Here is a 19,338-nt window from a genome sequence, read left to right as displayed (position 1 = left end):
GCCCGGCACTGCGCCGAAGACGCGACGCCCGCCTCGGCGGTGGGCGGCGCCGGGAGTAGAATGGCGCCATGGCTTTCCGCGTCAGCGCGATCACCCTCGACCTCGACGACACCCTGTGGCCGTTCGCTCCGATCGGCGCGCGCGTCGAACAGGTGCTCGACGACTGGCTGCGCCGCCATTGCCCGCGCACCGCCGAGCGCTACCCGATCCCGGCGATGCGACGGCTGCGCGAGCAGGTCTTCGCCGAGCGCCCCGACCTGGCACATGATTTCAGCCAGCTGCGCCGATTGAGCCTGGTGCGGGCGATGGAGACCGCCGGCGACGACCCCGTGCACGCCACGACCGCCTTCGACGTGTTCTACGCCGAGCGCAACCGCGTCGAGTTCTACGCCGACAGCGAGCCGGCGCTGGCGCGCCTGGCCGCGCGGGTACCGGTGGCGGCGCTGAGCAACGGCAACGCCGACCTGGCGGTGATCGGCATCGACCACCACTTTGCGTTCCAGCTCGGCGCCCGCGAGCACGGGGCCGCCAAGCCCGATGCCGGCCTGTTCCACGCCGCCTGCGGCCGCCTGGGCCTTGAGCCGATGCAGGTACTGCACGTCGGCGACGACATCGAACTCGACGTGCGCGGCGCCCAGCGCGCCGGCCTGCGCAGCTGCTGGATCAACCGCGAGGGCGCGCGATGGCCCCACCCCGAACGCCCCGACCTGGAATTCACCACCCTCGCCGCGCTGGCCGACTGGCTGGACGCGGCGCACGCCATGGAAACGAACGCCGCATGAGCCTGCCCGACGGTTTCACCACCACCGCCCACGACGCCACCCCGCTGTACGTGGTCACCCGCCTGGGCTACGTCGACTGGCGCACCCGCCAGCCCGCGCCGGTGCGCGCCTGGCTGGACGCGCAGGGCTTCGACGGCTCGCCCGGGTCCGCGGTCACCCTGCCGACCCCGGACGGGGCGATCGCCGCCGGCCTGATCGGCGTCGAGGACCTGCTCGACCCCTATGCCTATGGCCACGCGCCCTTCGCGCTGCCGGCCTGCCGCTGGGCGCTGGCCACCTCGCTCGACGACACCGAGCGCGCCGCGCTCGAGCTGGGTTGGGGCCTGGGCGCCTACCGCTTCAGCCGCTACAAGTCGCCGCTGCGTCCGGCGTCGCAACTGGTGGTGGACGAGGCCGCGAGCGAGACCCGCGACATCCTGCGCGCCTCACTGCGCGTGCGCGACATGGTCAACACGCCGACCGAACACATGGGGCCCGACCAGATCGAGCAGCTCGCCCGCGAGATCGCCCAGGCCCACGGCGCCACCCTCGAGGTGGTCGCCGGCGACGACCTGCTCACGCGCAATTTCCCGGCCATCCACGCGGTCGGCCGCGCCAGTCACCGCGCGCCCCGGCTGATCGGCCTGCACTGGGGCAAGGACAGCGATCCCTGCGTGGCGATCGTCGGCAAGGGCGTGTGCTTCGACAGCGGCGGCCTGGACATCAAGCCCGCCGATGGCATGCGCAACATGAAGAAGGACATGGGCGGGGCGGCGCACGCGCTCGCGCTCGCCGAACTGGTCATGGCCCGCAAGCTGCCGGTGCGCCTGAGCCTGCTGATCCCCGCGGTCGAGAACAGCATCGGGCCCGAGGCATTCCGCCCGGGCGAAGTGGTGTCCACGCGCAAGGGCATCATGGTCGAGATCGACAATACCGACGCCGAGGGCCGCGTGATCCTCGCCGACGCGCTCACCTATGCCGGCGAGCAGAACCCCGAACTGATCCTGGACTTCGCGACCCTCACCGGTGCCGCGCGCATCGCGTTGGGGCCCGACCTGCCGGCGCTGTTCTGCAACGACGATGCGCTCGCCAACGATTGGCTGGCCGCCGGCGAGCGGCTGCGCGACCCGCTCTGGCGGATGCCGCTGTGGCGGCCGTACCTGCGCTACCTCACCAGCCAGGTCGCCGACATGGCCAACGCGGGCTCGAAGATGGCCGGCGCGGTCACCGCGGCCCTGTACCTGGAGCGCTTCATCCCCGAAGCGCGCCCCTGGGCCCACCTGGACGTCTATGCCTGGAGCGACACCGCGCGCCCCGGACGGCCGCCCGGCGGCGAGGCCCTGGGCCTGCGCTCGGCCTTCGCCATGCTCAAGGACCGCTACCCGGCCTGAGGCCCGGCGGGGCTCACAGCAACCCCTTCTGCCGCGCCAGCCGGAACGCCTCGATGCGGTTGCCGACGCCGAGCTTGCCGATGGCTTCGGACAGGTAGTTGCGCACGGTGCCCTGGGACAGGTTGAGCTGGCGCGCGATCTCGGCGGTCGACTGGCCCTCGCCGGCCAGTCGCAGCACCTGACGTTCGCGGTCGTTGAGCGGGTCCGCCTCGCCCCAGGCTTCCAAAGCCAGTTCCGGGTCGATGGCACGGCCGCCGGCATGCACCTTGCGCAAGGCCTCGGCCAGCTGCTCGGCCGGCGCGTCCTTGAGCAGGTAGCCGGTAACGCCGGCATCCAGCGCCCGCCTCAGGTACCCGGCACGGGCGAAGGTGGTCACGATCACCACCCGCGTGGGCAGTTCGTGGCGCTGCACGCGCTGGGCCAGCTCCAGCCCGGTCAGGCCGGGCATCTCGATGTCGGTGACGAGCAGGTCGGGCGCGTGCCGTTGCAGCGACCGCCACGCGGCCTCGCCATCGGCGACCGCGTCGACGACCTCGATGTCCGCCTCCAGCCCCAGCAGGGCCGACAGCGCGCCGCGCACCATCGCCTGGTCCTCGGCCAGCAGGACCCGGATCATCCGGCGCCTCCTTCCTTCATCGACGTCCTCGCCTGGGATAAGGGCTCACGGCGCGATCGTCCCATGCATGGGGGCCGGCGGAACAGGGTCGGGCGGGAGGGGCAGCCTGGCTTCCAGGCGCGTGCCCTGGCCGCGACGACTCTCGACCCGCAGTTCGCCGCCCAGCGCCTCGAGCCGTTCTCGCATGCCGTCCAGGCCGTTGCCAGGAACGATGTCGCCGCCGCGGCCGTTGTCGCTGACCGACAGGCGGACGTCCGTGCCATCGGCCTCCAGCAGCACCTGGGCCTGGGTGGCCCGCGCGTGCCGTTGCAGGTTGGTGACCGCCTCGCGCAGGCACATCGCGAGCGCGACCTCGTGCGCCGCCGGCAACGGTGGCAGGTCGGCGTGATGGCGGAGGGTGATGCCGTCGGTTTCCAGCAGCAGCCGGGCGGACGCCAGCTCCGCCGCGATGCCGGCCGACCGGATCCCGGTCACCGCGCGCCGGACCTGCGAAAGCGCCTCGCGCGCAACGCGACTGACCTCGTCGACCTCGTGGCGCGCGGCCGCCGGATCGCGCTCGAGCAGGCGCCCGGCGAGATCGGACTTGAGCGCGATCAGCGACAACGTGTGCCCGAGCAGGTCGTGCAGGTCGCGGCCGATCCGCTCGCGCTCGGCGGTGGCGGCCAGGCGCTTGACCTCTTCGTGGCTCAGGCGGAGCGCGGCCTGCTTCTGCTTGTCGCGGTAGTAGAAGTGGTTGCCGAAGAACACCGACAGGCCGACCACCGCGGTGATCCCGAGGATGAACATCGGGTAGCGCAGCAGGTGCAGCTCGAGGCCGTACAGGGCAAGCATGGCGGTGATCGCCAGCAGCTTGGCCGGCATGCCGGTCTGCCAGGCCGCACTGAACGAGCAGGCATAGATCAGGTAGGTGTTGGAAAAGCCGTTGGCCGGCATCAGCGCGAAGCCCAGCAGGGCGATCGCGAGCGTGCAGGCGATGCGCCATGCGCCGGTGGCCCGGTAGGTGGCGAAGTACAGCGGCAGGAACAGCGCGATGCTCAGCAGGGTCGGCCAGATCAGGCCATCGCGGCCGCCGTCGGGGATCCAGATGCTCGCGCGGAACCCGAACACCACCGGCAGGAACAGGAACAGCAGGTAGCCCAGGCTGTAGATGGGCATCCAGCCCAGGTCGAAGTCGTCTGTCAGCAGTGCCCGGCGCAAGCTTAGCAATGCCTGCATCATTCGATTGGAGTGCCACCGCACCATTCGCGTCCCCATGTCCGTCGCCCATGCCATGTTCATGCTTCGCGGGCCAGGCGACGCAGCGCGAGCAGCGCGAAGACCACGGTGAAGGCCAGCAGCACGCCCACGTGCATCGCCAGCGGTTTCTCTTCGCCCTGCCCGAGAACGCGCAGCGCGACCTGCGACAGATGATACGATGGCCACGCCGGCGCCATCCGGGCGACGAGGTCGGGCAGCATCGACAAGGGCATCCACAGGCCGGAGAGGAAAGCCATCGGCAGGTAGATGATGTTCACCACCGCCGGCGCCCCGTCGCCCCCGACGCGGCTGCCGATCCACAGCCCGATCGCGCAGAAGGGCAAGACGCCGAGCACGTTGATCCCCACCAGCGACAGCCACTGCCAGGCCTGCAACTGCACGCCACCGACAGTGGCGGCGAGCAGGGCAAGCGACAGCGAGCACACCGTCGCGAACACGGCGGCGGAAACCATCTTCGCGCCGACATAGGCGCCCGGCGGCATCGGCAGCGCCCGCTTGAGCGTCAGCAGGCCACGCTGGCGGTCCACGGCGACATTGACGCCGAAGCCGAACAGGCCCACGCCCATCACCCCGAACACCCCGTAGGTGGCCAGCAGATAGGCCGCGACCTCCGGCCGGCCGCCGCCCTTCGCCGCCAGGACCACGCCGAACAGCAGGTAGAACAGTGGCGGGAACAGGAGCGTCGGCAGCGCGAACGACGGCGTGCGCAGGACGCGCAGCAACTCGCAGCGGGCCTCCAGGCGCCACGCCCGGAAACGGGAGGGTCGGGCGGGGGCGACGGTGTGCGACAGGCTGTCCATCATGCGGCCTCCGGGACGGGGCGGGCATCGTCGCCGGCGGTGATGGCGAGGAAGGCATCGGCCAGCCCGGCACGCTGCACTTCCAGTTCCGAGAGCGCGGCATCCTCCTCGAGGAGGCGGCGGACCACCGGTTCGGCATGCTCGGCGACGATCTCCAGCCAGGCCTCCCTGCGTTCGGCGTGGTTGACGCCCGGCCATTGCCGCACGCCCGCCGCCGACAGCGCGGACAGGCATCGGATCCGCCGTTGCGCGACGCGGGCACGGATGTCCTGCACGCTGCCCTCGGCGATCAGGCGCCCGCGGTCGATCACCGCGACATGGTCGGCCAGCGCCTCGGCTTCCTCGAGGTAGTGCGTGGTCAGCAGCACCGCGCATCCGGTCCCGAGCAGGCCGCGGATGGCCTTCCACATGCCTTGGCGGGCCTCGATGTCGAGGCCGGTGGTGGGTTCGTCGAGGAACAGCAGCTCCGGCCGGCCGCAGATCGCCAGGGCGAACTGCACGCGCCGCTGCTGGCCACCCGAGAGCTGGCCGTAGCGTCGTTCCATCAGGCCTTCGAGTCCTGCCATCGCGATGCAGTCGGCCACGCTGCGCGGGTCGGGGTAGTAGCTGCGCGTCAGCGCCAGCAGCTCGCGCACCTTGAGGACCTCCTGGATGCCCGCGCTCTGCAGCATCATGCCGACCCGCCGTCGCGTCGCGAGCAGGCGCGGCGATTGCCCGAATACCTCGACCGTGCCCGCGTCGGCGGACTGCAGCCCGAGCAGCAGGCCGATCGCCGTCGTCTTGCCCGCGCCATTGGGGCCCAGCAGCGCGGTCAGGCGGCCACGTCGCAGCGAGAGGTCGAAACCGTCGAGGGCGCGTAGCGCGCCGTACTGTTTCACCGCGCCGGAAAGCCGCGCGGTCGGGAGATCGGTCATGCTCATGTCGATGCCTTCCAATGGGACCGTGGCCACGATAGGCAGGCCGCGCCCCGCGGATCAGTGGCGGCTGCCATGCCTTGTGCATGACAGCTGTCAGGTCGCCGCCGGCGCGGATTGTCAGCAGCCTCGCGCGCGGCGCTTGGCCGCGGAGGACGGAGGCTTCACAATCGGCCGACGACTTCACGACAGGATTCGACATGAAGTTCCGCCCGGCGCGCGCCCGGATCGCGCACCCCGCCCCGAGGCCCCCGTTGCCGGCGCTCGCCGCCTGCCTGGCCACCGCGCTCGCCGCGGCCTGCAGCCATGCCCCCCATGCCCCTGCCGGCCCTGGCCTCTACCAGGCCTGGGACGTGGTGGAGGATGGCGTGTTCACCGCGGGCGTCGAAGGGCCCGCAGTAGCGCCCGATGGCGCGCTGCATGCCGTTGGCTTCGGTCGCGATGGCACCGTCGGACGCGTCGTCGTCGGTGCGGACGGGCGCGGTCGCGCCACCCTGTTCGCCGAACTGCCCGAGGGCAGCATCGGCAACGGCATCCGCTTCGACGACGACGGCCACCTGCTGGTGGCCGACTATGCCGGCCACCAGGTCCTGCGACTGACGCCCGACGGCCGCGACGCAACGACCTACGCCGCGCTGCCCGGCGCGCACCAGCCCAACGACATCGCCCGCGCGCCGGACGGCACGCTCTATGCCAGCGACCCGGACTGGGCCAGCGGCAGCGGCCAGCTGTGGCAGGTCCGGACCGACGGCAGCGTGCGCCGGCTGGAGTCGGGCATGGGCACGACCAACGGCATCGAGGTCAGTCCCGACGGGCGCCGGCTCTACGTCAACGAGAGCGTGCAGCGGAAGGTCTGGGCATACGACATCGAGGCCGACGGCGGCGTTTCCGGCAAGCGGCTCCTGCTGGCCTTCCCCGACCATGGCCTGGACGGCATGCGTTGCGACGTCGAGGGCAACCTCTACATCGCCCGTTACGACGCCGGCACGGTGGCGGTGGTCTCGCCCGATGGCCGCGTGCTGCGCGAGGTGGCGCTGCGCGGGCGCAAGCCGACCAATGTCGCCTTCGGCGGCGCCGACGGCCGCACCGTGTTCGTCACCCTGCAGGACCGCGGCGCCATCGAGGCCTTCCGCAATGCCCTGCCCGGCCGCGAATGGGGGCCGCTGCAATGAAGGCGCCGCACCGCGCTACCCTGAGCTTCGACACGGCAAGCGCATGACAGCTGTCACTTGGCGCGACACGACGTGGCGGCGATGCTGGCGCCACCCTCGAGGGGATGGCGGTGTCGCCGCCGGGCTGCCTGCCCACGTGCCGGTCACATCCACCCCTTCCTTCCGTCTGGACACTCGATGAGCACTTCCGCCGACCTGCTGAAAGAACTCCGTATCGACCGCAACGCGTCGCCGCCGCCGTCGGGGCGTGGCCCCCTGTTCGCGGGCATCGCGGTCGTGGCCGTGCTGGCGCTCGGCGTCCTGGGCTGGCTGCTGTTCGCCCGCGGCGGCGCGACCGAGGTACGCACCGCCACCGCGGTCGCGATCGGCGGCGCCGGGGGCGGCAACGCCTCGGTGCTTGACGCGACCGGGTATGTCGTCGCGCGCCGCATCGCGACCGTCTCGGCGAAGATCACCGGCCGCGTACGCGAGGTCCTGATCGAGGAAGGGCAATCGGTCGAAGCCGGCGATGTCATGGCCACCCTCGACCCGGTCGACGCCAACGCGCAGGAGTCGCTGGCACAGGCCCAGCTCGCCGCGGCGCACAGCCAGGCAAGCAGCATCCAGGCCCAGCTCAAGGAGGCCGAGTCCAACGCCACCCGGCTGGCCACCCTGGCCCGGCAGCAGCTGGTGTCCAAGTCGCAGTACGACCAGGCCATCGCCCAGCGCGATGCCCTGCGCGCGCAGCTGGTGACGGCGCAGCGCACCGCCGCCGTCGCCGCCGACCAGCTCGACATCGCCGAGATCGGCGTGGACAACACCATCGTGCGCGCGCCCTTCGCGGGCGTGGTGATCGCCAAGGCCGCCCAGCCGGGCGAGATCATCTCGCCGCTGTCGGCCGGTGGCGGCTACACCCGCACCGGCATCGGCACCATCGTCGACATGGATTCGCTCGAGGTCGAAGTCGACGTCGGCGAAGCCTTCATCGGCCGCGTCAAGCCCAGGATGCCCGTCGAGGCCACGCTCAACGCCTACCCGGACTGGAAGATCCCCGCCGAGGTGATCGCCATCATCCCCGCCGCCGACCGCGGCAAGGCCACGGTGAAGGTCCGCATCGGCTTCAAGGAGAAGGACCCGCGCATCGTGCCGGACATGGGCGTGCGCGTGAGCTTCCTGGAACAGGCGGCGCCCGAGCAGGCCGACGCCCCGCCGCCGGGCGTGCTGGTGCCCGCCAGCGCGGTGGTGGAACGCGACGAAGCACAACTCGCCTTCGTCGTCGTCGACGGCAAGGTGGCCGCGCGCACGGTGCGCGTCGGCCGCACGCTCGGCGAGGACCTGGAGATCACCGACGGCCTGGCCGGTGGCGACGTCGTGGTGCTGTCGCCGCCGGCGGAACTCGCCGACGGCGACGCGGTGGAAGTGAAGGAGGACGACGGGTCGAATTCCTGACCCTTCGTTCGTCGACAGCAACAGGCGCCGCCGGTCCACCGCGCGGCGCGCAAGACAGGCCGGGACGACGGACCCGGTTCGATCCGACACCATGCGCCGGGGACGTCGCCCCGACTGCAAAGAGGCAAACGCCATGACGTCACTGGTATCCATCCGCGATCTCACCAAGACCTACCAGCGCGGCCCGGAGAAGATCGAGGTCCTGCACGGCATCAACCTGGAGATCCCGACCGGCGACTTCGTGTCGCTGATGGGCCCCTCCGGCTCGGGCAAGACCACCCTGCTCAACCTGATCGGTGGCCTGGACACGCCCAGCGGTGGCGAGATCGAGATCGAGGGCCAGCGCATCGACCGCATGAGCGCCGGCCAGCTCTCGCACTGGCGCAGCCAGAACGTCGGCTTCGTCTTCCAGTTCTACAACCTGATGCCGACCCTCACCGCGCAGAAGAACGTCGAGCTGCCGCTGCTGCTGGCCCCGCTCAGCGCCGCCGACCGCCGGCGCCGGGCCGAGATCGCCCTGCAACTGGTCGGCCTGCCCGAGCGCGGCAAGCACAAGCCCAACGAACTGTCGGGTGGCCAGCAGCAGCGCGTGGCGATCGCGCGCGCGATCGTGTCCGACCCCAAGCTGCTGATCTGCGACGAGCCCACCGGCGACCTCGACCGGCAGTCGGCCGAGGAGATCCTGGCGCTGCTGCAGTCGCTCAACCGCGACCACGGCAAGACCATCGTCATGGTGACCCACGATCCCAAGGCGGCCGAGCACGCCACGCACAGCCTGCACCTGGACAAGGGCACCCTCGTCGAGCAGGTCCGCCACGTCGCCTGAGCCCGGGACACCACGATGCGTTGACGCCGCGAACGCACCACCGGTGCATGCGGCGACGACCGGAAGAGGATTGGGAACATGAAATACCTGCACCTGATTTGGGCCGCGCTGTTCCGCAGCAAGACCCGCACCGTGCTCACGCTGTTGTCGGTGATCGTCGCGTTCATGCTGTTCGGCATGCTCGACTCGGTCCGCGCCGCCTTCAACGCGGGCAGCAACGTCGCCGGCTACGACCGCCTGGTGGTGGCCTCGCGCCTGTCGATCACGCAGATGCTGCCGATGCGCCTGGAACCGCAGATCAAGGCCGTGCCTGGCGTGCGCAAGGCCGTGCACGCGGCCTGGTTCGGCGGCATCTACCAGGACCAGCGCAACTTCTTCCCGAACATGTCGGTGGGCCCGGGCTTCTTCGACATCTATCCCGAGTACGAGATCAGCCCGGCGCAGCTCAAGGCCTTCGAGACCACGCGCAACGGCGCGGTGGTCGGCGCGGCCCTGGCCGAGAAATACGGCTGGAAGATCGGCGACATCATCCCGCTGCAGGCGACGATCTTCCCCACCCAGGGCAGCAACAACTGGGAGTTCAAGCTCGTCGGCATCTACCGCCTGAAGGACTCCAAGCGCAAGGGCGAGGAAAGCGCCCTGTATTTCCGCTGGGACTACTTCAACGAGGCCAACGATTACGTCAAGGACCGCGCCGGCTGGTGGATGGTGCAGCTCGACGACCCCGACCGCTCCGACCAGGTGGCGCAGGCGATCGACAAGATCAGCGAGAACTCCGACCACGAGACCAAGACCCAGACCGAGCAGGCCTTCAACCAGGCCTTCGTCAAGCAGTTCGCCGACATCGGCCTGATCGTCAGCGCGATCATGGGCGCGGTCTTCTTCACCCTGCTGCTGCTGACCGGCAACACCATGGCGCAGGCCGTGCGCGAGCGCATCCCCGAGCTGGCGGTGCTCAAGACCATCGGCTTCACCGACCGCAGCGTGCTGTTGCTGGTGCTCGCCGAGTCGGTGTTGTTGCTGGTGCTCGGCGGGACCATCGGCCTGCTGATCGCGGCGGTCATGATCCCGGCGCTCAGCGCCATGAGCGGCGGCATGATCCTGCTGCAGACCGTGCCCGCGGCCACCTGGGCGCTCGGCCTGGGCCTGATGGCGGCCTTCGGCCTGCTGGTGGGCCTGCTGCCGGCGCTGCGCGCCATGCGCCTGAACATCGTCGATGCACTGGCGGGGCGCTGAGCATGCCCGCCCCTCCGTCACCCGGCATCGTCCACGACGTCCGCGCATGGGACCGCGCGGCCTCATCTGATTCGAGGATCCACGCATGAACCGCATCAAGAAATGGCTGGGCAACCTTGGCGTGATCGTCGCCCTGCTCGTCGGCCTGGTGGGCTGGATACTGCTGCCCTGGCAAGGCGTGCTGGCCCTCGCGGTGCTGGCGGCGCTCTGGCTGTCGTTCACCCGCAGCGGGCGCCTCGCGCTCGCCGCGACACGCATCGGCATCGCCAGCCTGCCCGACCGCTGGGGCGCTTCGTCGGTGATCGTGGTGGGTATCGCCGGCGTGGTCGGCGTACTGGTGGCGATGCTGGCGATGGGCGCGGGCTTCCAGAAGACGCTCAACCAGACCGGTCGCGACGACACCGCGATCATCCTGCGCGGCGGCTCGCAGGCCGAGACCAACTCGACCATCGCCCGCGAGCAGGTCCCGTTGATCTCCAGCCTCGCCGGCATCGCCCTCGACACGGACGGCAGGCCGCTGGTCTCGCCCGAGCTGTCGCAGGTGGTCAACATGGTCACGCGTGCCGACGGCACCGACGCCAATGCGCAGCTGCGCGGCGTCGGCGACGCGGGCTGGGCGATCCGGCCGCAGCTGGAGATCGTCGAAGGCCGCCGCTTCGAGCCGGGCAAGCGCGAACTGGTCGTCGGCCAGGGCGCGCAGTCCCAGTACGTGGGCCTGGAGGTCGGCAAGACCATCGAACTGGCCAACCAGGACTGGACGGTGGTGGGTCGCTTCGCATCCGGCGATTCGCACGATTCGGAACTGTGGGCCGACGCGCAGACCCTGTCCTCGACCTACCAGCGCACCTCCTACCAGTCGGTGACGGTGCGCCTGAAGAACGCCAAGGCGCTCACCGCCTTCAAGGCGGCGATGGCCGCCGACCCGCGGCTGAAACTCGACGTGCTCAGCACCAAGGACTACTACAGCAAGCAGTCAGAGGGCCTGACCAAGCTGATCGACATCCTGGGCAAGGTCATCGGCACGATCATGGCGATCGGCGCGGTGTTCGGTGCGCTCAACACCATGTACGCCGCCGTCGCGGGCCGCGCGCGCGAGATCGCGACGATGCGCGCGATCGGCTTCCGTGGCCTGCCGGTGGTGGTCGCGGTGATGCTGGAGACCATGTTGCTGGCGCTGCTGGGCGGCCTGCTGGGCGGCCTGCTGGCGTGGCTGGTCTTCAACAACTACAGCGTGTCGACCTTGAGCGGCAACTTCAGCCAGGTGATGTTCAAGTTCAACGTTTCCCCGGAGCTGCTCTGGAGCGGACTGAAGTGGGCGCTGGGCATCGGCCTGGTCGGCGGCCTCTTCCCATCGCTGCGCGCCGCCCGCCTGCCGGTCACCGAGGCCCTGCGCTCGGCGTGAGGCCCGCAGCCCGGACCCCGACGTGGAGACGACTCGCGTCCGGTATCGCTTGCGCGCTCGTCCTGTCGACCAGTGGATGCATGTCCCTGGCCGACAGGATCGCCACGCCTTCGCCCCTGCTGAAGCTGCCGATACCGCCGACGGGACGCGCCACACTGGCATCCATGGGCATCGAAGAAGGCGAGGCATGGACGGCGGAAGGCGTGCGCATCCACTACCTCACCGTCCCGGTACGCGCGTTCGACGTCGATGCCCGCTACCAGAGGGACGCCGAGGGATATCTGCTCCACTGGAACCTGTCGGTGGTACAGGATGAGCCGCCGCCCAGCACGCGGGGCACGATCGTTTACCTGCACGGGTGGGGCAACGACGGTTCGATGATGCTTCCCTGGGCGACCGCCCTCGCCCGCCAGGGGTATCGGGGCATCCTGCCGGACCTGCGCCACCATGGCCGTTCGGACGAGGCGCCACCGGGTTTCGGGCCGCGCGAGGCACGCGACATCCTGCAGCTCTTGCCCGGCTGGCGGGAGCAGGGCCTGGTCGAAGGGCCTGTCTACCTGTTCGGATTGTCGTACGGGGCCGCCACCGCGATCTTCATGGCCGCCCAGGCGGACGAGGCCGGCACCGGGCAGCCCACCGCGCTCATCGCGATCGCACCGTTCGACAACGCCGCCACCGCGATAGAGCGCTTCGCGCGGGAACTGCTCGATGGCGATGCCTTGCCCTGGTTCGTCCGCCGCCACCACGGCATGGACGAACTCCCGGACGCAATAGCCGAAGCGGGCCGCAAACTGGACGTCGACCTCGCGTCCATCGACGCCAGCCAGGCCGCCGCCGCGACGTCGACGTGCATGTTGCTGGTCGAGGGCGGCCGGGACCGGCTCGTTCCCGCCGGAAGCGCGCGGCGCATCGCCGATGCCGCTCCCCATGCGCGGCAGGTGACGCTTCCCCTTGAGACCCACATGACGGCGGGATTGCGCCTGGACTGGCTGGCCGTGCCCTTCGGCGAGTGGTTGCAGGAGGTCGCCGACACGGCTGGATGCCCGGCGATCGACCTGCCACCCGATCCGGCCGACTGAGACGCACGGCGAGTCCCCCTCAAGAGACGCGGCTTCGTCCGGCGCAATGCGCCGCGCATGATGCACCGCGCAAGGTGGCGATTTGAGCAAGCCTGGCTTCCAACGCGCCGCCGCGCGGGAGGCCCGCTTCGCAGGATGGGTTGCGCGAAGCAAAGCCCATCCTGCGTCGTATCCACCAGCGACGATGGTGGGTTTCGCCTTCGGCTCTACCCACCCTACGGCGACGCTACGCGTCGTATTGCCGTTGCCGTTGATCTTGATCTTGATCTTGCGACTTTGAGGCCGCCGAGCACCGCAGGGCGTGGCGGCCGGAGAGGCGCCCTTGTCCGGGCGCAGCGAGTTTGGGCGCCGTGCCGCCACGGCCGAGGCGCACAGGGGACCGGTGCGGCGAAGCCGCGCCGGCGGACGATGGAGCCGGCGGTTTTGGTTCCTTCTGACAAGACAAAAGGAACCCGCCCACAGGGCGGAAGCCTTTGACCTTTTCGTGGGTTTCGATCGAGCACCGTAGGATGGATTGCGCGAAGCAACGCCAATCCTGCGTCCACGCGTTACGGTTGCCGGCGAAGGTGGGTTTCGCCTTCGGCTCTACCCACCCTACGGCGACGCTACGCGTCGTATTAGCGTTGATCTTGATCTTGATCTTGCGACTTTGAGGCCGCCGAGCACCGCAGGGCGTGGCGGCCGGAGAGGCACCCTTGTCTGAGCGCAGCGAGTTTGGGCGCCGTGCCGCCACGGCCGAGGCGCACAGGGGACCGGTGCGGCGAAGCCGCGCCGGCGTACGATGGAGCCGGCGGTTTTGGTTCCTTTTGACAAGACAAAAGGAACCCGCCCACAGGGCGGAAGCCTTTGACCTTTTCGTGGGCTCCAATCGAGCACCGTAGGATGGGTTGCGCGAAGCAACGCCAATCCTGCGTCCACGCGTTACGGTTGCCGGCGACGGTGGGTTTCGCCTTCGGCTCTACCCACCCTACGGCGACGTCGCGACCGACCTCCGACATTCCCCATTCCCCATTCCCCATTCCCCATTCCCCATTCCCCATTCCCCATCACCCATCACCCATCACCCATCACCAAAGAAAAAGGGACGGCCAGGCCGTCCCTTTTTCGTACCCTTCGCTACGGGCAGTCAGTCCGCCCAGTGGCCCGGCTGGTTGGCGGTCGGCAGGACCTGGGCCGAAAGCTGCTTGTCCGCGTCGAGCAGGCGGATGGCATCGGCCAGGATCGCGGCGGATTCGCGCAGCAGCGGATCGGGACGATCCTCGGCCAGCTTCTCGCGCTCGGCATCCTTGACGATGTCGCGCTCGTTGGCCGACAACCCGTCGTCGGTCACGTCGGCCAGCGGGTCGAGGGCGAGGCCGAGGGCCTTGCGCTCTTCCTGGCGCGCCTTGCGCTTGGCCTGCTCGCGGTCGCGCTCGGCGCGACGCTCGGCCTCGTTGAGGGTGATCGAGGTCTTCTCGCTTTCCGCACGGTACTGGGCGACGTCATCGGCCCACCACTGGAACTCCTTGTCGCGGGCAATGCGATTCTCGTGCAGCGCCTCGAGCTTGGGCAGCAACGGGGCGAAGTTGCCGTAGCGCACGTGCGGCACGGCCGAGATCTTGGTCCAGGGCAATGCGTTGTCGTAGGTGCTCTCGCCGAACTCGGTCGCATCCACCGACGCCGGGAACGCGATGTCGGGCACGACGCCCTTGTTCTGCGTGGAGCCGCCGCTGACGCGGAAGAACTGGGCAATGGTCAGCTTCACCTGGCCGAAGCGCGGCGTTTCGTTGGCCGGCCAGCGATCCAGGTCGATCAGGTTCTGCACGGTGCCCTTGCCGAAGGTGGTCTCGCCGATGACGAGGCCGCGGCCATAGTCCTGGATCGCGCCGGCGAAGATCTCCGACGCCGAAGCCGAACCGCGGTTGATCAGCACGGCAAGCGGGCCTTCCCAGGCGATGCCGCTGTCCTCGTCGCCATTGACGACGACCCGGCCGCCGGACTCGCGCACCTGCACGACCGGGCCGCGGTCGATGAACAGGCCGGTCAGCTCGATCGCCTCGTTGAGCGATCCGCCGCCGTTGTTGCGCAGGTCCAGGACCACGCCGTCGACATCCTTGCCCTGCAGCTCCTCGAGCAGGCGGGCGACATCGCGGGTGGCGGAGGCATAGTCGTTGGCGTTGCGGCGACGGCCCTCGAAGTCCTGGTAGAAGCCGGGCAGCTCGATCACGCCGACGCGCTGCGCCGGGGCGCCACCCGCCGCCGGGATGGTGATGACCTTGGACTTCGCGGCCTGGTCCTCCAGGCGCACCTTGTCGCGCACCAGCACGACGCGGCTGGGCGGCGAATCCAGGCCCATCTCGACCGGGATCACGTCCAGGCGCACCTTGCTGCCCTTGTTGCCGCGGATCTTGGAGACGACATCGTCGATGCGCCAGCCCACGACGTCCTCCATCGGCCCGCTCTCGCCCTGGCCGACCGCGACGATGCGGTCGCCGGGATTGAGCTTGCCGGACTTGCCTGCCGGGCCACCGGCGACGATTTCGCGGATGGCGACGACATCGTCCTGCTTCTGCAGCACCGCGCCGATGCCCTCCAGCGAGAGCGACATCGACAGGTTGAAGTTGTCGGCCGAACGCGGGGTGAGGTAGTCGGTGTGCGGGTCGATCGCGTTGGCGTAGCTGTTGAGGAAGGTCTGGAAGACATCCTCGCCCTTCAACTCGGCAATGCCCTTGGCCAGGTTCTCATAGCGCTTGTCGAGGGTCTTGCGGATGTCATCGGGCTTCTTGCCGGCCATCTTCAGGCGCAGCCAGTCGTTGCGCACCGACTGGGTCCACAGGCTGTCGAGTTCAGCGGTGTCGGCGGCCCAGGCCGCGTCCTCGCGGTCGTACTCGTAGCGGTCGTTGCCGGTGAACTGGAAGACGTCCTTGGTCAGCAGCGCCCGGGCGAACGCGACGCGTTCGTTGACGCGCTTGCGGTAGGTGCTGAACATCGCGTAGGCCGGATCGAGGTCGCCGCTCTTGAGCGCGTCGTCGAGACGCAGCTTCCAGGCGTCGAAGCGGGCGATGTCGGTCGCGGTGAAGAACTGCTTGCCCCCGTCCAGAGACTCCAGGTAACGGTCGTACATGTCCACCGACAAGGCGTCGTCCAGCGGCTTGGGCCGGTAGGCGTAGCGGCTGTCGGAGAGCAGGGTGTAGACGTGGCGCGCCGCGGTGACCTGGTCCTGCGTCGCCGACGTCGGCAGCGCCGCGCCCGGGGTCACGGCCGCCAGGGCCGGGGTACCGCCGTCATCGGCCAGCGCGGACTGCGCCAGCGGAGCGGCCAAGAGCAAAGCGAGCAGCAGGGGATTCTTGGGATTCATCGCGGACACTTCGCGGCCGTCACCGGCCTGATCTTTGGTGCGGGGGAATCGACGCCTTGCATTCCGCCGATACGCGTCGATACATACAGACTCGTACAGGCTACGACCGTTTCACAGTGCCTAAAGTTGCACGCGCTGTCACGCGATGAACGGCGGGACGGCACCCGTGGCCGACGCACGGTTCAGGTTGATGACCCGGCCGGCATGGCCATGACAACGCAGGCACCCGCGGACGGGGGCCATCGGTCCCGGCCCGTACCCTGCATCTTCCCCGCCGAGGGGGATGCACGGGGTGAAGGCGCCACCGGCGCTCAGGCGGCGACGCCGGCTTCCATCGCCGAGCGGTCGGCGTGGTACGAGGAACGCACCAGCGGCCCCGAGGCGACGTGGCTGAAGCCCAGCGACAGGCCGTACTCCTCCAGCGCCTTGAACTCCTCCGGCGTCCAGTAGCGCATCACCGGGTGGTGGTGGGCACTGGGCTGCAGGTACTGGCCGATGGTGATCATGTCGACGTCGTGCGCGCGCAGGTCGCGCAGGGTGGCCTGCACCTGCTCCATGGTCTCCCCCAGGCCGAGCATGATCCCCGACTTGGTGACGACGCCCGGGTGCTGGGCCTTGAACTTCTGCAGCAGGGTCATCGACCACTGGTAGTCCGCGCCCGGTCGCACGTTGCGATACAGGTCCGGGACGGTCTCGACGTTGTGGTTGAACACGTCCGGCGGGTTCGTGGCCAGGATCTCCAGCGCCCGCTCCATCCGGCCCCGGCCGCGGAAGTCGGGGGTGAGGATCTCGATGCGGGTCCCCGGGGCCTTGTCGCGGATCGCGGCGATGCAGTCGACGAAGTGCTGGGCACCGCCGTCGCGCAGGTCGTCGCGGTCGACGCTGGTCACCACCACGTAGCGCAAGCCCATGTCGGCCACGGTCTCGGCCAGGTGCGCCGGCTCGCCCGGATCCGGCGGCTTGGGACGGCCGTGGGCGACGTCGCAGAACGAGCAGCGGCGGGTGCAGACCTCGCCGAGGATCATGAACGTGGCGGTGCCGTGGCCGAAGCACTCGTGGATGTTCGGACAGCTGGCCTCCTCGCAGACGGTCACCAGGCGGTTCTCGCGCAGCTTCTCCTTGAGCTTCTGCACGGCGTTGCCCGATGGGATGCGTACGCGGATCCAGGAAGGCTTGCGCAGCACCGGCACGTCCTGGAACTGGACGGGCGAACGGGCGATCTTGTCGCCGGCCACCTGCTTGACGCCGGCCTGCAGCGGGGCGGGGCCGGTGCTGTCGCCGCTCACGACCGCGAGCGGGATGGTCTTGCTGGCATCTTGGGTCATCGTGGAGGGGCCTGGCCGGATCTGGGGCCTCCCCCGGCCACGGGGAAGGCAGGAAAATGGGGGCGGGGCCGGCGTCGCGGGGCGATCGCGCCACGCATGCCGGCTCCCTACGCCGCGTGGGTCCCGGGAATGGAGGGGACGCGCGCCGGCGCGGTCTCGACCTGCAGCCCGAACAGGCGCGCCAGGTGCCCGACGAGCACCGGCTTGACCGGTTCAGGCCCGGAAGGCCCGCCCAAGTCTACCACCGAGGTCACCTGCAACCCCGCGAAACCGCAGGGATTGATGCGCTGGAAGGGCGCCAGGTCCATGGCGATGTTGAACGCCAGGCCGTGGAAGGTGCAGCCATGCCGGACCCGGATCCCCAGCGCGCCGATCTTGGCGTCGCCGACATAGACGCCGGGGGCGCCGTCGCGACGGACCGCCTCGATGTTCCAGTCCGCCAGGGTGTCGATCATGGCCTGCTCGACGCGGCAGACGTACTCCTTCACCCCGACCTTGAGCCGACGCAGGTCCAGCAGCGGGTAGAGCACGATCTGGCCCGGCCCGTGGTAGGTGACCTGGCCACCACGGTCGACGTGGATGACGGGGATGTCGCCGGCGGCGAGCACGTGCTCGGGCTTGCCGGCCTGGCCGAGCGTGAACACCGGGTCGTGTTCGACCAGCCACAGTTCGTCCGGCGTATCGGCCGTGCGCGCGTCGGTGAAGGCCTGCATCGCACGCCAGACCGGCTCGTAGGGCTGCCGGCCCAGGTCGCGCAGTCGCGCCGCCGGCAGCGCCGCCGAGGCCGCGCCGCCGACCACTTGCGCGGTGTGGCAGGTCACAGCGTCCACTTCACCTCGGGATGGTCGCGCAGCACCTGGTGGGCCAGGTCGTACTGGGCACGATCCTCGGCCTTGAAGCGGATGCGGACCGAAACGTACTTGCCGTTGGAGGAGTGCTTCCACTCGATCGATTCGCTCTCGACGTCGATGCCGGCATCGATCAGGCGCTGCGGCAGTTCACGCTCCAGGCTGGCGGTCGCCGGGCCCATCGCGCTGAGCTCGAAATGACCGGGGAACTGGAAGCCGTGCTCGGGGTTGTCGGATGTGATGTCCATGCCCCGATTATGGGTCCGGCCCCGGACGAACCCAAGGCCCGGCGGTCGCCGCGGAATGCGGAGCCATACCCGGGCCCCGGGTGCCCTTCGCTTACCCGGGCTACCGATCGGGGCGATCAGACGTTCGCCGCTTCGCAGGATGGGTTGCGCGACGCAAAACCCATCCTGCGTCGTGTCCAAACGCGATGGTGGGTATCGCCTTCGGCTCGACCCACCCTACGGCGACACCGCAGCCGAACCCCGTCCGGCAGCCCCACAAACCGTCATCCCAGCGCACGCCGGGATCCAGCCTTTGTTTTCGGCCGTTCCGCCCATCATCGCCCCGGACAGTTGGCCGGCACGGGGCGTGGCGCAATGCGCTGCGCTTATTGCGCCCTACGGGCCGCGTCACGCCAAAGACCCGGGGGCGCTTCACCTACCCGGGCTACGTGGGGTGATGCCGTTGCCGTTGCCGTTGCCGTTGCCGTTGCCGTTGCCGTTGCCGTTGCCGTTGATTTTGATTTTGATTTTGATCTTCGCGACTTTGAGGCCGCCGAGCACCGCAGGCCGCCGCAGAGGCGCCCTTGTCTGAGCGAAGCGAGTTTGGGCGCCGTGCCGCCACGGCCGAGGCGCACAGGGAACCGGTGCGGCGAAGCCGGACCGGCGGCCGATGGAGCCGGCGGTTTTGGTTCCTTTTGACAAGACAAAAGGGACTCGCA

The 19,338-nt window shown here is 69.7% G+C and carries 16 protein-coding genes and 1 pseudogene; 8 read left to right on the top strand and 9 right to left on the bottom strand.

All coding sequences use genetic code 11. The annotated features are described in order from the left end of the window. The first annotated feature begins 68 nt into the window (after nt 1-68). Together FKV25_RS14410 and FKV25_RS14405 are read left to right on the top strand one after the other, a co-directional pair. Complete coding sequence (locus tag FKV25_RS14410; protein ID WP_141519485.1) at nt 69-782, top strand: HAD family hydrolase; 714 nt, start codon at nt 69-71, stop codon at nt 780-782. Further along, nucleotides 779-2,152 (top strand): leucyl aminopeptidase family protein, encoded by a 1,374-nt coding sequence (locus FKV25_RS14405; RefSeq protein WP_141519484.1) that lies wholly within the window; start codon nt 779-781, stop codon nt 2,150-2,152. The genes FKV25_RS14410 and FKV25_RS14405 overlap by 4 nt, the downstream gene beginning before the upstream one ends. Nucleotides 2,153-2,165: 13 nt before the next feature. Here the strand turns inward: FKV25_RS14405 and FKV25_RS14400 are convergent, their stop codons facing one another. From FKV25_RS14400 to FKV25_RS14385, 4 genes are all read right to left on the bottom strand, one after another. Then, nucleotides 2,166-2,768, bottom strand: a complete 603-nt coding sequence (locus FKV25_RS14400) for a response regulator transcription factor (protein ID WP_141519483.1) — start codon at nt 2,766-2,768, stop codon at nt 2,166-2,168. 45 nt (nt 2,769-2,813) lie between these two features. Further along, on the bottom strand, nt 2,814-3,965 hold the full coding sequence (locus FKV25_RS14395) for a sensor histidine kinase (protein ID WP_246072104.1): 1,152 nt from the start codon (nt 3,963-3,965) through the stop codon (nt 2,814-2,816). 77 nt (nt 3,966-4,042) lie between these two features. Then, complete coding sequence (locus tag FKV25_RS14390; protein ID WP_211345456.1) at nt 4,043-4,825, bottom strand: ABC transporter permease; 783 nt, start codon at nt 4,823-4,825, stop codon at nt 4,043-4,045. Further along, on the bottom strand, nt 4,825-5,745 hold the full coding sequence (locus tag FKV25_RS14385; RefSeq protein ID WP_425462635.1) for an ABC transporter ATP-binding protein: 921 nt from the start codon (nt 5,743-5,745) through the stop codon (nt 4,825-4,827). The genes FKV25_RS14390 and FKV25_RS14385 overlap by 1 nt, the downstream gene beginning before the upstream one ends. 194 nt (nt 5,746-5,939) lie before the next feature. On the opposite strand from FKV25_RS14385, the gene FKV25_RS14380 reads away from it, so the two are divergent. The 6 genes from FKV25_RS14380 to FKV25_RS14355 all read left to right on the top strand — a co-directional run bounded on the left by FKV25_RS14380 (nt 5,940) and on the right by FKV25_RS14355 (nt 12,882). Further along, nucleotides 5,940-6,911 (top strand): SMP-30/gluconolactonase/LRE family protein, encoded by a 972-nt coding sequence (locus tag FKV25_RS14380; protein ID WP_141519481.1) that lies wholly within the window; start codon nt 5,940-5,942, stop codon nt 6,909-6,911. 177 nt (nt 6,912-7,088) lie between these two features. After that, a complete protein-coding gene (locus FKV25_RS14375) occupies nt 7,089-8,339 on the top strand; it encodes an efflux RND transporter periplasmic adaptor subunit (protein ID WP_141519480.1) in 1,251 nt (416 codons plus the stop codon). A gap of 133 nt (nt 8,340-8,472) precedes the next feature. Beyond that, nucleotides 8,473-9,165 carry an ABC transporter ATP-binding protein gene (locus FKV25_RS14370; protein ID WP_141519479.1) on the top strand — a complete coding sequence of 231 codons (693 nt, stop codon included), beginning with the start codon at nt 8,473-8,475 and terminating at the stop codon, nt 9,163-9,165. 78 nt (nt 9,166-9,243) lie between these two features. Continuing rightward, nucleotides 9,244-10,401, top strand: coding sequence for an ABC transporter permease (locus FKV25_RS14365; RefSeq protein WP_141519478.1), 1,158 nt, complete (start codon nt 9,244-9,246; stop codon nt 10,399-10,401). Nucleotides 10,402-10,486: 85 nt separating this feature from the next. After that, nucleotides 10,487-11,803: an ABC transporter permease gene (locus FKV25_RS14360; RefSeq protein WP_141519477.1), complete on the top strand. Its 1,317-nt coding sequence runs from the start codon at nt 10,487-10,489 to the stop codon at nt 11,801-11,803. Nucleotides 11,804-11,883: 80 nt separating this feature from the next. Then, nucleotides 11,884-12,882 (top strand): alpha/beta fold hydrolase, encoded by a 999-nt coding sequence (locus tag FKV25_RS14355; protein WP_141519476.1) that lies wholly within the window; start codon nt 11,884-11,886, stop codon nt 12,880-12,882. 1,126 nt (nt 12,883-14,008) lie between these two features. Here FKV25_RS14355 and FKV25_RS14350 read toward each other — a convergent pair. The 5 genes and pseudogenes from FKV25_RS14350 to FKV25_RS16395 form a co-directional block, all read right to left on the bottom strand. Then, on the bottom strand, nt 14,009-16,219 hold the full coding sequence (locus FKV25_RS14350; protein ID WP_141519475.1) for a carboxy terminal-processing peptidase: 2,211 nt from the start codon (nt 16,217-16,219) through the stop codon (nt 14,009-14,011). 311 nt (nt 16,220-16,530) lie between these two features. Beyond that, nucleotides 16,531-17,544 carry a lipoyl synthase gene (lipA, locus tag FKV25_RS14345; protein ID WP_141519474.1) on the bottom strand — a complete coding sequence of 338 codons (1,014 nt, stop codon included), beginning with the start codon at nt 17,542-17,544 and terminating at the stop codon, nt 16,531-16,533. Between the two features lie 107 nt (nt 17,545-17,651). Beyond that, the gene (gene lipB / locus FKV25_RS14340; RefSeq protein WP_141519504.1) at nt 17,652-18,365 is read right to left on the bottom strand and encodes a lipoyl(octanoyl) transferase LipB; all 714 of its coding nucleotides are present in this window, start codon (nt 18,363-18,365) and stop codon (nt 17,652-17,654) included. After that, nucleotides 18,362-18,640: a DUF493 family protein gene (locus FKV25_RS14335; RefSeq protein ID WP_141519473.1), complete on the bottom strand. Its 279-nt coding sequence runs from the start codon at nt 18,638-18,640 to the stop codon at nt 18,362-18,364. Before FKV25_RS14335 ends, lipB begins: the two co-directional genes overlap by 4 nt. A gap of 411 nt (nt 18,641-19,051) precedes the next feature. After that, nucleotides 19,052-19,338 (bottom strand): annotated as a pseudogene (locus FKV25_RS16395) (hypothetical protein); the annotation flags it as partial.

The organism is Marilutibacter aestuarii, from assembly GCF_006546775.1.
GTDB classification, from domain to species: domain Bacteria; phylum Pseudomonadota; class Gammaproteobacteria; order Xanthomonadales; family Xanthomonadaceae; genus Marilutibacter; species Marilutibacter aestuarii.
The sequence above is the reverse complement of the archived record's forward strand: the minus strand, read 5'-3'. Positions and strand labels throughout refer to the sequence as shown.

Coding starts and splice junctions, on each gene's coding strand:
- FKV25_RS14410 (WP_141519485.1), top strand. CDS start 69: ATGGCTTTCCGCGTCAGCGCGATCACCCTCGACCTCGACGACACCCTG.
- FKV25_RS14405 (WP_141519484.1), top strand. CDS start 779: ATGAGCCTGCCCGACGGTTTCACCACCACCGCCCACGACGCCACCCCG.
- FKV25_RS14400 (WP_141519483.1), bottom strand. CDS start 2,768: ATGATCCGGGTCCTGCTGGCCGAGGACCAGGCGATGGTGCGCGGCGCG.
- FKV25_RS14390 (WP_211345456.1), bottom strand. CDS start 4,825: ATGGACAGCCTGTCGCACACCGTCGCCCCCGCCCGACCCTCCCGTTTC.
- FKV25_RS14385 (WP_425462635.1), bottom strand. CDS start 5,745: ATGAGCATGACCGATCTCCCGACCGCGCGGCTTTCCGGCGCGGTGAAA.
- FKV25_RS14380 (WP_141519481.1), top strand. CDS start 5,940: ATGAAGTTCCGCCCGGCGCGCGCCCGGATCGCGCACCCCGCCCCGAGG.
- FKV25_RS14375 (WP_141519480.1), top strand. CDS start 7,089: ATGAGCACTTCCGCCGACCTGCTGAAAGAACTCCGTATCGACCGCAAC.
- FKV25_RS14370 (WP_141519479.1), top strand. CDS start 8,473: ATGACGTCACTGGTATCCATCCGCGATCTCACCAAGACCTACCAGCGC.
- FKV25_RS14365 (WP_141519478.1), top strand. CDS start 9,244: ATGAAATACCTGCACCTGATTTGGGCCGCGCTGTTCCGCAGCAAGACC.
- FKV25_RS14360 (WP_141519477.1), top strand. CDS start 10,487: ATGAACCGCATCAAGAAATGGCTGGGCAACCTTGGCGTGATCGTCGCC.
- FKV25_RS14355 (WP_141519476.1), top strand. CDS start 11,884: ATGTCCCTGGCCGACAGGATCGCCACGCCTTCGCCCCTGCTGAAGCTG.
- FKV25_RS14350 (WP_141519475.1), bottom strand. CDS start 16,219: ATGAATCCCAAGAATCCCCTGCTGCTCGCTTTGCTCTTGGCCGCTCCG.
- lipA (WP_141519474.1), bottom strand. CDS start 17,544: ATGACCCAAGATGCCAGCAAGACCATCCCGCTCGCGGTCGTGAGCGGC.
- FKV25_RS14335 (WP_141519473.1), bottom strand. CDS start 18,640: ATGGACATCACATCCGACAACCCCGAGCACGGCTTCCAGTTCCCCGGT.